The organism is Sulfitobacter aestuariivivens (genome assembly GCF_014763045.1).
GTDB classification, from domain to species: domain Bacteria; phylum Pseudomonadota; class Alphaproteobacteria; order Rhodobacterales; family Rhodobacteraceae; genus Sulfitobacter; species Sulfitobacter aestuariivivens.
The window spans coordinates 217,498-230,678 of record NZ_JACTAG010000002.1 but is presented as its reverse complement, the minus strand read 5'-3'; the positions used below and the strand labels follow the sequence as shown (position 1 = coordinate 230,678).

The window sequence follows — 13,181 nt, the reverse complement described above, 5'->3', positions numbered from 1 at the left end:
CGTATCGTTTTGTGGGTGTACTGAGGTATTTGCAGAAAGGGTGAATGGAGGTCAGCGCGGAGCCGCTGCGCGACGCAATCGGTCGTTGATTGCGGCACCAAGACCATTTTGCGGGATCGCAGCCACGGCAATGGGGCGGCGCATGCCGTCCAGTTGGTGCAGGTGATCAAAAAGGTTCGCGGCCGCCTCGGTGAGGTCACCGGATGGGGAGAGATTGAGATCGGCGGGCATGGAGCCGAACCCCAGAAAAACTTCGTCATCCTGAGGATTTTGCGCGTTGAGGCGGACCTGTGCACGTGGTGCGTAGTGGGAGGCGAGTTGGCCCGGCGCGCTGATCGCGCCGCGTGTGTGCAGGTCAAGTGGTGCGCCCAGCGCGGCCTCGATGGCCTCGCGGGGCAGACCGCCGGCGCGCAGCAGAACCGGAGTTTTTTGTGTCAGCCCAACGATGGTGCTTTCCAATCCGACGGTGCAGGGCCCGTCATCGAGCACGGCGGCTATCTGACCATCAAGACCTGACAGCACGTGGGTCGCTGTGGTCGGGCTGATCCGGCCTGAGGGGTTTGCCGACGGTGCGGCGACGGGCCCCCCGAAGGCATGCAGCATTTTTTGCGCGGTGCTATGGGCGGGGACACGCAGCGCCACGGTATCGAGGCCCGCTGTTACCAGGGAAGACAGCCCATTGTCGGCACGCAGGGGCAGGACGAGGGTCAGAGGGCCGGGCCAGAAAGCGGTTGCAAGGATTTCTGCCGTGTCGGACCAGCGGACCAGATCGCGGGCCATGGCCGCGTCTGGCAGGTGTACGATCAGTGGATTGAACCGGGGTCGGCCCTTGGCGGCGTAGATCTTTGCCACGGCCTTGCCATCGCGCGCGTTAGCACCCAATCCGTAGACGGTTTCGGTCGGGAAAGCGACAAGTGCGCCGGTTGACAGCAGCTGAGCGGCGCGGGCAACACCCGCCCGATCAGGCCGCAGAATTTTTGTTGATGGTTGTGCCATCGCCCCTCTCGTGACGCCGCGTCCCGGGTTGCGGGCCTGCGGTGATCGTTTCATGCTGATCGCATGGATGGCCCTTAGCAGGGGCGCGCACCCTTTGCCAAGGCGGGCGGCCCTCAACCGGAGAAACCACATGCCCTACCGCGCCGCAGTCGATGATTTCAATTTTCTGTTCGATCACGTGGTGGGCCTTGATGCCCTGCGCAAGACAGAGCGGTTTGCTGAAGCCAGCGATGATGTGACCCGCGCCATTTTGACCGAAGCGGGCAAGATGTGTGACGAGGTGCTGGCCCCCGTTCAGCGCAACGGTGATCTGCATCCCGCGGTACTGGAAAACGGCATTGTGCGCACTTCGCCGGGTTTTGCCGAGGGGTTTGCGGCAATTGCGGAAGGCGGTTGGATCGGCATGTCTGCGGATCCTGAGTACGGCGGCATGGGCTTGCCGATGATGCTGACAAGTGCGGTCAATGAGATGATGTCGGGTGCGTGTTTGTCACTGCAGCTTGCTCCGTTGATGAGTCAGGGCCAGATCGAAGCGCTTGAGCATCACGCTTCCGATGCGATCAAGGCGCTTTACCTGCCCAAGCTGATATCGGGCGAGTGGACTGGCACGATGAACCTGACAGAACCGCAGGCGGGCTCGGATGTGGGTGCGTTGTCTTCGAAGGCTGAGGACAACGGGGATGGCACCTACCGCGTCTCGGGGCAGAAGATCTATATCTCCTGGGGGGATAACGATTTTGCGCAGAATGTCTGCCATCTGGTGCTCGCCCGCCTGCCGGGCGCGCCTGAGGGGACAAAGGGGATCAGCCTGTTTCTGGTGCCGAAGTTTCTGCCCAACGAGGATGGGTCGATTGGCGCGCGCAATGGGGTGAGTGTTGTCAGTCTTGAACACAAGATGGGATTGCACGGCTCGCCCACGGCGATGATGCAATATGATAACGCCACCGGCTGGTTGGTCGGACCTGAGCAAGGCGGCATGGCTGCGATGTTCACGATGATGAACAATGCCCGGCTGGGGGTCGGCGGCCAGGGGATAGGTGCCGCTGAGGGCGCCTATCAGATGGCGCTGGACTATGCGCTGGAACGCAAGCAGGGGCGCGCAGAGGGGACGGGTGCCATTATTGAGCATGCCGACGTACGCCGGATGCTGCTGACGATGAAGGCCGACACATTCGCTGCACGCGCCATTGCGTTAAGCTGTGCGCAGGCGATCGATATGAACACCGCGACAGGCGATACGGAGTGGAAAGCGCGCGCGGCGTTTCTGACGCCTATCGCCAAGGCGTTTGGCACGGACACCGGGATCGCAGTGGCCGAAATGGGTGTGCAGGTTCATGGCGGCATGGGGTTCATTGAAGAGACCGGCGCGGCACAGTTTTCACGAGATGTGCGCGTGACGGCGATATATGAGGGCACCAATGGCATTCAGGCGATGGATCTGGTTGCCCGGAAGATGATGGATGGTGGAGAAGCCGCTGGCCGGTTGCTTGACGAGGTCGAGACTCACGCCGAGGCGGCGCGAGACGCCTTTCCCAATATGGCGGATGCGGTCTGGCAGGCGTCGGAATCGCTGCGCGAGGCGACAGAATGGCTGGTCGCGCAGGGGGATCTGAACGATCGGTTTGCCGGTGCTGTTCCTTACCTGCGGGCCTTTGCCCGCGTGCTGGGCGGTCACATGCATTTGAAGGCGGCGATGGCTGACAAGGGCGGCGCGCGCGAGAAGCTGGCGCGGTTCTATATTCAGCGGCTCTTGCCCGAGCATGTCGGGCTTTTGGCGCATGCGCAGGCCGGTGATGATGCGCTTTATGCGATTACGGTTGATGAGCTGGTGGCGTGAGCGGTGCAAGCGATGCAGGTGAGTTTTTTGGAAAGATGAAGCCGGGGGCGGCTGTTTTTCCTGCGCCCTTGCGCTTGGCATGGAATGAGGGTCTGTAGAGCCGGATGACAAAGCCGCATCTTAAAGAAAACCCACCCGAGGGTCTTAGATACCCCTGGCCAACCCCACCTGCCAATGATGGCTCCGAAGCGGTTGAAGTCGCGCCCGGTGTGCTGTGGCTGCGCCTGCCGCTGCCGATGAAACTGGATCATGTCAACGTCTATGCGCTGGATGAAGGCGAAAGCTGGACAGTGATCGATACAGGCTTTGCATCAAAAAAGACCCGCGCAATCTGGGAGGCTGCGATTGCCGGACCCCTGGGGGGCAGGCCGGTGTCGCGGGTTGTTGTGACACATCACCACCCTGATCATGTCGGGCTGGCGGGCTGGTTTCAGACCGAACATGGTGCTGAGTTGGTGACGACACGCACCGCCTGGCTGACGGCACGGATGCTGACATTGGACGAACAGGCCGTCGCGCCCGCCGAGGCGCTCAGCTTTTATCGCCAGTCAGGTATGGACAGTGACATCCTTGAAAAGCGCAAGAATGACCGCCCTTTCAATTTTGCTGACATCGTGGCGCCCCTGCCGTTGGGCTATACCCGGATTAAACAGGGCGATACCATCACGATGGGCGGGCGCACGTGGGATGTGCATATGGGCAATGGTCATGCGCCCGAGCACGCCACCTTCTGGAGCAGGGATGATGATCTGGTAATTGCCGGCGATCAGATCCTGCCGTCGATCAGCCCCAATGTCGGCGTCTATCCGACAGAGCCGATGGCCGACCCCATCGGCGAATGGCTTGAGGCCTGCGAGCGTCTGGCCCCGCTTGCGCGTGCCGATCATTTGGTGCTGGGAGGGCACAAGCTGCCGTTTACCGGCCTGCCCAAGCGCATGTCGCAGCTTATCGACAACCATCACGGTGCGTTGCGCCGGTTGCTTGCGTATATCGAAGAACCCAAGGCCGCAGCTGAATGTTTTGCGCCACTCTTCAAACGAGCGATTGGCGAAGGTGAGTATGGACTGGCGCTGGTTGAAGCGGTCGCGCATTTGAGCCACCTTTACCAGACGGGCCTTGCCGACCGCTCACTCCGGGAGGAAGACGGGGCTTTCGTCTATCAGCGCAAGGGGTAAGTCATGGATGACAAGATCGCAACATCGGCAGAGGCCGCCGAGGACGAGGTGTTGCCGTGTCTTTACGAGGTGCACTGCAACCCCGATGGCAGCATAGAGCGCAGTGAAAAAACCCCAACGGCCGTCAGCAAGACGCCGTCCGCTCAGAAGTCCCCCGCACAATGGGCGTATGAACGCGTGGTGCTTTACCTCAAGAAATTCGAGGAACAGCTGGACAGTGATCATGAAGCGGCCATCGGCTTTACCGGGGCTGATGCCGGGGTTTTGCGGATAGAAGGAATGGGATATTTCGACCCGGATGTCGTGACCTTTTATGGCTCAGATCCCGCTGGCGGACGCACGCAGCTCATTCAGCACGTAAGTCAGCTGAATGTCATATTACGCGCACTGCCCAAAGCGGTGGACCACGCCGTACCCAACCGAATTGGCTTTCGGCTGGTGGAAGAGCTGGAAGCAGAAGAAAAGCGGTAGCGGTTTGGTCCATGCACCAACTGCGCCATTTGCGGCGCCTTACGTGTGCGCGCCCCAGTGTGGCCGCGCGATCTGCGAGATACGCCGAAACTTCTTCCGGTAGGCAGCGGGCGACAGCCCAGTGCCACGCTTGAACACGCGCCGAAAGGACGCCGGGTCTTCATAGCCTATTGCCGCGCCAACATCGTCATTTGACATCTCATCTGTCTCAAGCATCTGTTTGGCTTCTTCCACTCGCAAGGCTTGCACGTATTCGATTGGGGCAAAGCCTGTTGCCGCGCGGAAGCGGCGCGAAAATGTGCGGGCATTCAGGCCCGACCGTGCGACCATCTTTTCGACAGGCTTGGCCGTGGCGTAGTGATCTGCAATCCAGGCCTGGCAGTCCGTGATCGGCCCGTCGGTCGATTCCATCGGGCGCGTCATGACCGAATAGGGTGATTGCCCTTCGGAATGCCCGCTGATCAGGAACACCTTGGCTGTTTCGATAGCTGTTCGATATCCACAGTACCGCGCGATCAGATAGACCGTCAGGTCATGCCAGGCGCTGACACCTCCGGCGGTGACAATCCTGTCGGCTTCTTCCGCCAGACAAAGAACAGATTCGTTTCGGAAGGTGATCTTTGGGAAGTGGCGCTGGAACATGTCGCGATAAGCCCAGTGCGCCGTTGCCTGCCGATTGTCCAAAAGTCCGGTTTCGGCCAGCAGCAGCGACCCGGAACAGACCGAAACCACGAGCGCCCCGGCATTATGAACCTGCCTGAGCCAGCTGACCTCGCGCGGATACCGCCCTTTGGGGACATCGTAGATCGACGTATACATGTCGCAGACAATGACGGCGTCCGCCTGTTCGATGTCGCCAATTGCGGCTTGCGGTTCAACGGGGATGTTGCCGATGCAGTGGAATGGTTTCCCATCCGCTGAGACGATACGCACATCAAGCATTTCGTCGCCGGGCGCGCCATTCACCATGTCAGGATAGACGGCTCCTGCAGACACCAGCACGTCGAATAGTCCATAAAGGACCGAAGCAGACGTTTCGGGCGCGGCCAGCAGGACGATAAGAGGTTTACGTTGTGAGGCCATAACTTGATCCTGTCTGGAATGGCACGATTTTGGCAGATTTGCCCTAGAGAGGTGTCCAGTATGCCGTAGCTTTGACTGAATTGCCACTGATAGGGCCGCAGACAGTCGCCTAGCATCAGTGCAGACAAGGAAAGGAATGAACCATGGATGGTGCGACGACAGACGGAAATTCGCAACTTGGTATGCTGGCGGGGCAGGTCTTGCTGCCCGACTCAAAGGAGTTTGACGCGGCGCGCGCGGTCTGGAACGGGATGATCAGCAGGCATCCTAAAATGATCGTGCAATGCATGAATGCCGAAGATGTCGCGCTGGCGGTCAAACATGCGGCGGCGCTCGATCTGCCTGTGTCAATTCGTGCCGGGGGTCACAACGTTGCGGGGCATGCGGTGTGCGATGATGGTCTGATGATTGACCTGACGGCGATGCGTCATGTCTCAGTGGATCCGGAAAACCGAATTGCATCGATAGAAGGCGGTGCGCTGTGGCGCGATGTAGACAGCGCCAGCCAGGCACATGGGCTGGCGACACCTGGGGGGCTGATCTCAGACACAGGGGTCGCCGGGCTAACCCTGTCCGGTGGGATCGGATGGCTGCGGGCCAAACATGGGCTGTCGATTGACAACCTCGTCGGTGCGGACGTCGTTATCGCGGACGGCACGCTGGTTCATACTGACGCCACCGAGAACCCCGAACTTCTGTGGGCGCTGAAAGGGGGCGGAGGCAATTTCGGCGTTGTTGTTCGATTTGAATTCGCGCTCCACCCCATTGGTCCCGAAGTGATGTTCGCAGCGCCGATCTACGCGATCGAGGATGGGCCCGGACCCATTCGGGCCTGGCGCGATTTTCTGAAGCAGCACAGCGATGTTGTCGGATCCCTTTGCGAGTTTTCGACGGCGGGGGGCGAGGATTTCCCCGAGGAAAGCTGGGGAAAACGCGTTTTCACGTTGGCATGTGTCTACAACGGTGATCCGGCCCGGGGCGAGGCGCTGTTGCAGCCCTTGCGCGAGTTGGGCGACCTTGTGACAGATTTTTCTGGTCGGATGGCGTATTGCGAGGTGCAGCAACTTTTCGACACCCTGATGCCAGCCGGAGACTTCCGGTGCTATTGGAAAGCCCGCTACCTCACGGATCTGTCGGATGAGATGATTGATCTGGCTATGCAAAATGCGCTGGACGCACCGTCGGACAATTCTCTGTCCTCATTGTGGAACTTTGGGGGCCGGACGGCGGAAATAGACGCCGCAGCGACAGCATTCGGGGATCGGTCGATGGGCTGGATGTACTCGCTGGACGGTGTTTGGGAAAACAGCGAGGAAGACGCCCGGAATATCGAGTGGGCGCGCAGGGGCTGGAAGGCTTCAGAAACCCATGGTCACCAAGACAGGATTTATCTGAACTTTGCTGGTCACGGTGAAGACAGCGATGCACTGACACAGGCGTCATTCGGAGAAAATTACCAGCGATTGGTCGATGTCAAAACCAGATACGACCCGCAGAATCGTTTCCGCTTTAACCAGAACATCAAACCACAGACCTGATCAGATGGTTGGCGGGGCCGGGGCGAGATACGGCATCTCTGCGCCCCGGCCCGCCAACCATTGGTGTTTTGCAGTGGGCACAATCATCAGTGTTCCGTTTTGACCTCGTGACATCGATCTGGCATTACGATACGCAACTGCAAATCACTGATTCAAGGACACTCGCAATGGCCGATCACGAACATGGCAGCATGAACATCGACGAGCAGGAAAAGACCTTTGATGGGTTTATGTCCTTTGTCACCAAAACCGTCGTCATCATCTTTGTATTGCTGGTGCTGATGCTGGTCTTCATTCGCTGATCCAAGCCGGAGCTTGTTGCCTGTGCCGCGTATTGTTTTTGGCCTGCTGGCCGCTGTCCTGTTGGCCGCCTGTTCGGTAGATCAAAGCCCGGATGCACCGGATAATCGCGTGGCTGCCGCCGCTTTCCGTGATACGGGGCCAAAGACACTGACCATCATGACGATGGTCAACAACCGCACCGGAAGCGGCGGACATACATCAATGTTGATCAAGGGCTCGCAGTCGGTTCTGTTTGACCCTGCGGGATCTTTTCGTGCCCCATCCGTTGTCGAGCGCGGCGATGTGATCTTTGGGGCCTCTCCGGGCCTTGTACGCGCCTATAAATCCTCTCATGCCCGCGCCAGTCACCATGTGGTGACGCAGGAAATCCCGGTGACAGATGCGCAGGCCGAGCAGGCGTTGCAGCTGGCAGTGAACTATGGCGCGGTGCCTGGCGCATTTTGTGCCAACGCCACCACCGATATTTTACGGCAGGTCCAGGGGTTCAGCAGCGTCAATCGAACCTATTACCCGGTAAAGTTCATGGAGCAGGTCGCGACATTCCCCGGGGTGCGGACCAGCCGGCTTTATGAAAATGACGCGGGCGATGTTATCGACGCGGTTCGCGCGGCCGAGCTGGCTACCCTAGAGTAGATTGAGCAACGCAAAAAGCACTCCCGCCCCTGCGAGAATCGCTGCTACTGCATTCTTGGTCATCACACCAACACTCAACGTTACAGCCGCCGCTGCAAGGCGCGCCGGATCAAGCTGCCCGTCAGTGGCTGCTGGCCAGAACACCTGAGGTGCGACCAAGGCTGGCAGGATCGCCACCGCCGTATAACGCAAGTGCCGCAGCAGCCACGCAGGCATATTTCGGGCGCCGACAAATCCCAGAAACGAAAAGCGCAGCATAAAACTGCCCATCCCAAGCGCGATAATCACGATCCAGAGTATTGCCGTATCAATCATGTACGTAGCGCCCGGCGGGCGACCCAAAGCTCTGTTTGTGCACCAGCCATCATGCCTGCCGATCCCGCGATGATCAGTCCCAGCGAATATGGCACATCTGCGCAGAGCAGGCTGACCACCACAGCGACCAGTGCCGCGATCACATGGGCCATTGTGCGAAACATGGGTGCGATCATTGCCAAAAAGGTTATCGGGAGCGCGAAATCCAGCGCCCAGCTCTCGGGTACCTGTGACCCCACCAATGCCCCCACCAGCGTGAAGCCATACCACGTCGGGGCAACCGACGCGACTGCGCCAAAGAAGTAGCCCATGCGCTGAGGCAGCGTCATCGTGGGGCTCTGTTCGAACTTTGAAACAGCGACCACATAGGATTGATCCACCATCAGATACGCCGCCAGCGCGCGCTGCCACAGTGGTGCCTTGCCGATATAGGGTGTCAGAGAGGCCGAATACATTGCCATGCGTAAATTCACAGCAAGTGCTGATGCGATCACCACTGCGGTCGGCGCGTTTTCCTGCAGCAGTTGCAAGGCAGTCAACTGTGCGGCACCGGCAATGACAACCACTGAAAATGTCAGAGTTTCGAGCACGCTCAGGCCTGCCTCAGTCGCGAGGATCCCAAAGAGGGTTGCGAAGGGGATGACCACCAAAAGAAATGGCAAGCCGTCGGCCAAGCCCCTCAGAAAGGCGGATTTCGGTGTGGTGATGGCCATGGGATGCCTTTAGATTACCCAAGGTGACTACCGCTATCTTCGGGGGGATACAATTGGCGCGCGATGCAGACATCTCTGACTATCTGATTGCCCCTGATCCTGGTCGGGATGGCCTCGCGCGCGCGGTCACAGGCGTGGATCATAATGGCGTAGAGACCACTATTCGGGTGGTTGAGGAACGTCCGCTTACGATTTTCCTCAACGGTCAGGAAATCGTGACAGCCATGACAATTGGGGATTACCCCGAGTATCTGGCCCTGGGTTTTCTGCGCAATCAACGCATGTTGCGCGACGGTGAGGCCATAACGGGCGTTGATTTCGACGAAGAGCTTGAAACGGTTGTGGTGCGGACGGCGCGGGCGACGGACTATGAGGACAAGCTCAAACGCAAAACCCGCACATCAGGATGCGCCGTTGGCACCGTCTTTGGTGACATGATGGAAGGGCTGGACAGCGTGCAACTGCCCGCCACGCCTGTGCGAACCTCATGGCTCTATGCGCTGGCGGCACGGATCAACCGCACGCCGTCCCTGTATCTTGAGGCCGGGGCCATTCACGGCACAGTTCTGTGCCAGGGCGATCGTCCGCTGGTCTATATGGAGGATGTGGGCCGACATAACGCGGTGGACAAGATTGCCGGCTGGATGCTTTCCGAACGCGTATCGCCAGAGGACAAGATTCTTTATACGACCGGGCGGCTGACATCCGAGATGGTGATCAAGACCGCGATGATGGGCATTCCGGTGCTCGCCTCTCGCTCTGGCTTTACTGCATGGGGGGTGGAAATTGCACAGAGCGTGGGACTTACCCTGATTGGGCGGCTACGCGGGCAACGGTTCGTTTGTCTCAGCGGTGAAGATAGACTTGTACGCGACGCAGATCCCGCTTCAGTGGCCGAAGAACCGCGCAAATCGGGCCGAAAGGGAAGCGCATGAGCGCGTTGAAACAGCCTCATGGTGTGATTCTGGCAGGCGGGCTGGCCACGCGGATGGGTGGCGGTGACAAGGGTCTCTTGCGGCTTGGAGGTGGGACGCTGATGTCCTCCGTGATTGCGCGACTGGCACCGCAGGTGGACAAATTCGCGCTTAACGCCAATGGCGATCCGGCCCGCTTTGCCGATCTGGGGCTGCCTGTCATTGCTGACAGCATAGACGGCTATGCCGGTCCCCTGGCGGGCGTACTTGCGGGGCTCGACTGGGCGGCGGAGCGCGGGGCGGATTGTATCGTGACAGCGGCGGCAGATACGCCATTTTTCCCCTGTGATCTCGTGCCGCGACTTCTTTTGGCAAGCGAGGGTATGGCGGCACCTCTTGCTCTTGCGGTCACTCCGGACCCCAAGCGCGGCACCGCCCGGCATCCGACCTTTGGATTGTGGCCGGTGACACTGCGGCATGACCTGCGAGCAGCCCTGCGCAGTGGCGTACGCAAGGTTGTTGCCTGGACCGACCAGCACGGAGGGCGCACCGCACTTTTTCCGGACGAGGCTGCGTTTTTCAACGTCAACACGCCCGATGACCTGGCGCGGGCAGAGGCGATGATATGAGGCTCTATGGTGTCGTCGGCTGGAAAAACGCGGGCAAGACCGGTCTGATGGAAAGGCTGGTGACAGAGATCACCGGGCGCGGCTTCAGCGTGTCCACCGTCAAACACGCCCACCATTCATTCGATGTGGATCACGAGGGCAAGGACAGTTATCGCCACCGAATTGCGGGTGCCTCTGAGGTATTGCTGGCCTCGCGAAACCGCGTGGCCCTGTTGCAGGAATTACGTGCCCAGGAGGAACCCACTCTTGAGGCGCTACTGACCCGCCTCAGACCCGTCGATCTGGTGCTGATCGAAGGGTACAAGCGCGACGCACATCTCAAAGTCGAGGCGCATCGCTTTGCCACTGGGAACCCCCTGATTGCGCCGGGTGATGCCACTGTGCGGGCAGTGGCAAGTGACACGCCGCTTGATCTGGACCGGCCGGTTTTTGATCTCAATGACACTGCCGCCATCGCCGACTTTATCCTGGCAGAGGTGGGGCTGTGAGCGGGTTCGACACGGTTTTGATGGTTGACTGGTCGGGGGGGAACGATCGCGGTGCTGTTCCCAAGGCGGATGCGATCTGGGCCGGTGTCGCGCGGGGTGAAACGGTGGAAGACCCTGTCTATCTGCGCAATAGGAAGATAGCCGAAGACTGGATTGGCGCGTTCCTTGAAGACGAGCTTGCAGCCGGGCGGCGGGTGTTGGCGGGTTTTGATTTTCCGTTTGGGTATCCGACAGGTTTTTGCGCAGCATTGACGGGGCAGGGCGATCCTCTGGCCCTGTGGGACTGGTTCGCCGAGCAAATTGACGACGCCCCGGATGCCAACAATCGCTTTGATCTGGCCGGGCAGATCAATCGTGATCTGGTGGGGGGGAAGGGTCCGTTCTGGGCCAATGGCCTGAAACGTGATGTCCCCGGATTGCCCCGGCGCAAGGATGGGTATGTGAATCCGTTCCCCGAACGCCGTCTGGCCGAGGGACAGGCCAAAGGCGCATTTACCTGCTGGCAAATGGCCGGGGCGGGGGCGGTCGGCTCGCAAGTCTTCATGGGTCTGCCTGTGCTGTCGCGTTTGCGGCGCCGTTTCGATGCCGCTGTCTGGCCGTTTGAACCATTAAGCGCACCAATTGCGATTGTCGAAATATGGCCATCTCTGACGGTTGGTCCCGCACCATCGGGAACAATCAAAGATGCCTGGCAGGTCGCAGAAATTGCGCGCCAGGTTGCGGCACTTTCGGCCGAGACTCTCACGCAAATCCTGGATGTGAATGCCCCGGAGGAAGGCTGGATTTTTGGATTGGGATTTGAGCGGCTGTTGAGGGGCACCCCGGCACCTTTGCGCAATGATTGTTTTGCGTTGCCGACCGGCGTGCACTGGACGCCAGTTGATGAGGCTATGGAGCTGTTGCGATCAAGGTTATCGCCCGTGACCGGGCAGGAAACCGTCGATACGGCTGATGCGTTGGGACGCATCAGTGCGGCAACGAGCTTTGCCCGCCGGGCCAATCCGCCGCTGCCGAACACGGCTGTAGATGGCTATGGTTTTGCCGGCGGGCGGCCCGCAGGGGCGCAGGTCTTACCACTGGTACAGGGGCGGGCGGCCGCCGGTGATGCACCGGGGGCAGTTCCGGCGGGCCAGGCAATCCGGGTGCTCACCGGGGCTGCTTTGCCCGCAGGCGTTGACACGGTGATCCTGCAAGAGGACGTCACTGTGCGTGCAGGCGCGATCCATTTTCAAGGCCCGATCAAGGCAGGTGCCAATACCCGCAAGGCCGGAGAGGATGTCGTCGCAGGTGCAGAGATCTTGCAGGCGGGCAGGCGGATGGCGGCGGCTGATCTGGCGTTGTTGACAGCGACCGGTGTGTCGCAGGTGCGGGTGCGCAAGCGGCTCAAGGTCGGTGTGTTGTCCACGGGTGATGAATTGGTCGACGCGGGGCAGAAGGCTGCGCCGGGACAGATTTTCGACGCCAATCGTCCGATGCTGCTGGCCATGATCCGACAGTTTGGCCATGTTCCCATCGATTTGGGGCGGGTGGGCGATGACGCTGACGCCTTGCGTGCGCGACTTGATTCCGCAGCGAACAAAGTTGATGCGATTGTCACAAGCGGCGGCGCGTCGGCAGGGGACGAAGACCACGTCTCAGCGGTACTGGACGCCGCTGGCGCGATGGCGCTTTGGCGCATTGCGATCAAACCGGGACGACCGCTGGCGCTCGGTATGTGGCAGGGGGTGCCGGTCTTTGGGCTGCCTGGTAACCCCGTGGCTGCGATGGTCTGCACATTGATTTTCGCGCGCCCGGCATTGGGGCTTCTGGCCGGGGCTGACTGGGAAGAGCCGCAGGGTTTTGACGTGCCTGCCGCTTTTGACAAACGGAAAAAGGCGGGCCGGCGGGAGTACTTGCGCGCGCGTATCCGCGCAGGCCGGGCTGAGGTCTTTGCCTCCGAAGGGTCAGGGCGCATCAGTGGGCTGAGCTGGGCAGAAGGGCTGGTTGAACTTCCAGAGGCCGCAATGCAGGTCAGTGCAGGTGACGTGGTTCGGTTTATCCCCTTTGGCAGTTTTGGCACCTGAAATACGCGCCCGGCGCGGCACCA

The 13,181-nt window shown here is 60.1% G+C and carries 14 protein-coding genes; 10 read left to right on the top strand and 4 right to left on the bottom strand.

What is annotated here, in order from left to right:
- Window positions 1-51 precede the first annotated feature (51 nt).
- The gene (locus tag H9Q16_RS10915) at window positions 52-996 is read right to left on the bottom strand and encodes an L-threonylcarbamoyladenylate synthase (protein WP_191075461.1); all 945 of its coding nucleotides are present in this window, start codon (window positions 994-996) and stop codon (window positions 52-54) included.
- Between the two features lie 130 nt (window positions 997-1,126).
- On the opposite strand from H9Q16_RS10915, the gene H9Q16_RS10910 reads away from it, so the two are divergent.
- The 3 genes from H9Q16_RS10910 (at window position 1,127) to H9Q16_RS10900 (ending at window position 4,479) form a co-directional block, all read left to right on the top strand.
- The gene (locus H9Q16_RS10910) at window positions 1,127-2,833 is read left to right on the top strand and encodes an acyl-CoA dehydrogenase (RefSeq protein WP_191075460.1); all 1,707 of its coding nucleotides are present in this window, start codon (window positions 1,127-1,129) and stop codon (window positions 2,831-2,833) included.
- Window positions 2,834-2,937: 104 nt separating this feature from the next.
- Entirely contained in the window at window positions 2,938-4,008 is a 1,071-nt protein-coding gene (locus tag H9Q16_RS10905) for an MBL fold metallo-hydrolase (protein ID WP_191075459.1), read from the top strand.
- 3 nt (window positions 4,009-4,011) lie between these two features.
- Window positions 4,012-4,479, top strand: coding sequence for a DUF6173 family protein (locus tag H9Q16_RS10900; RefSeq protein ID WP_191075458.1), 468 nt, complete (start codon window positions 4,012-4,014; stop codon window positions 4,477-4,479).
- A 39-nt stretch (window positions 4,480-4,518) separates the two neighbouring features.
- Here H9Q16_RS10900 and H9Q16_RS10895 read toward each other — a convergent pair whose 3' ends face one another.
- Window positions 4,519-5,562 (bottom strand): GlxA family transcriptional regulator, encoded by a 1,044-nt coding sequence (locus H9Q16_RS10895; RefSeq protein ID WP_191075457.1) that lies wholly within the window; start codon window positions 5,560-5,562, stop codon window positions 4,519-4,521.
- Window positions 5,563-5,705: 143 nt separating this feature from the next.
- On the opposite strand from H9Q16_RS10895, the gene H9Q16_RS10890 reads away from it, so the two are divergent.
- From H9Q16_RS10890 to H9Q16_RS10880, 3 genes are all read left to right on the top strand, one after another.
- On the top strand, window positions 5,706-7,100 hold the full coding sequence (locus H9Q16_RS10890; RefSeq protein ID WP_191075456.1) for an FAD-binding oxidoreductase: 1,395 nt from the start codon (window positions 5,706-5,708) through the stop codon (window positions 7,098-7,100).
- 167 nt (window positions 7,101-7,267) lie between these two features.
- Window positions 7,268-7,402 (top strand): aa3-type cytochrome c oxidase subunit IV, encoded by a 135-nt coding sequence (locus H9Q16_RS10885; RefSeq protein ID WP_191075455.1) that lies wholly within the window; start codon window positions 7,268-7,270, stop codon window positions 7,400-7,402.
- A 22-nt stretch (window positions 7,403-7,424) separates the two neighbouring features.
- Window positions 7,425-8,036: a hypothetical protein gene (locus H9Q16_RS10880; protein WP_343067833.1), complete on the top strand. Its 612-nt coding sequence runs from the start codon at window positions 7,425-7,427 to the stop codon at window positions 8,034-8,036.
- Here H9Q16_RS10880 and H9Q16_RS10875 read toward each other — a convergent pair.
- Together H9Q16_RS10875 and H9Q16_RS10870 are read right to left on the bottom strand one after the other, a co-directional pair.
- Window positions 8,028-8,351, bottom strand: a complete 324-nt coding sequence (locus H9Q16_RS10875) for an AzlD domain-containing protein (RefSeq protein ID WP_191075453.1) — start codon at window positions 8,349-8,351, stop codon at window positions 8,028-8,030. The two genes, H9Q16_RS10880 and H9Q16_RS10875, sit on opposite strands and share 9 nt — an antisense overlap.
- On the bottom strand, window positions 8,348-9,064 hold the full coding sequence (locus H9Q16_RS10870) for an AzlC family ABC transporter permease (protein WP_191075452.1): 717 nt from the start codon (window positions 9,062-9,064) through the stop codon (window positions 8,348-8,350). The genes H9Q16_RS10875 and H9Q16_RS10870 overlap by 4 nt, the downstream gene beginning before the upstream one ends.
- A 47-nt stretch (window positions 9,065-9,111) precedes the next feature.
- Between H9Q16_RS10870 and H9Q16_RS10865 the strand changes: the two genes are divergently transcribed.
- Genes H9Q16_RS10865 through H9Q16_RS10850 form a run of 4 tightly spaced genes read left to right on the top strand, consistent with a single transcriptional unit; the run spans window position 9,112 to window position 13,158 of the window.
- A complete protein-coding gene (locus H9Q16_RS10865; protein WP_191076781.1) occupies window positions 9,112-9,999 on the top strand; it encodes a formate dehydrogenase accessory sulfurtransferase FdhD in 888 nt (295 codons plus the stop codon).
- 5 nt (window positions 10,000-10,004) lie between these two features.
- Entirely contained in the window at window positions 10,005-10,607 is a 603-nt protein-coding gene (gene mobA, locus H9Q16_RS10860) for a molybdenum cofactor guanylyltransferase MobA (RefSeq protein WP_191076780.1), read from the top strand.
- Window positions 10,604-11,095 (top strand): molybdopterin-guanine dinucleotide biosynthesis protein B, encoded by a 492-nt coding sequence (gene mobB / locus H9Q16_RS10855; RefSeq protein ID WP_191075451.1) that lies wholly within the window; start codon window positions 10,604-10,606, stop codon window positions 11,093-11,095. Before mobA ends, mobB begins: the two co-directional genes overlap by 4 nt.
- Complete coding sequence (locus H9Q16_RS10850; RefSeq protein ID WP_343067832.1) at window positions 11,092-13,158, top strand: molybdopterin-binding protein; 2,067 nt, start codon at window positions 11,092-11,094, stop codon at window positions 13,156-13,158. The genes mobB and H9Q16_RS10850 overlap by 4 nt, the downstream gene beginning before the upstream one ends.
- Window positions 13,159-13,181 lie beyond the last annotated feature (23 nt).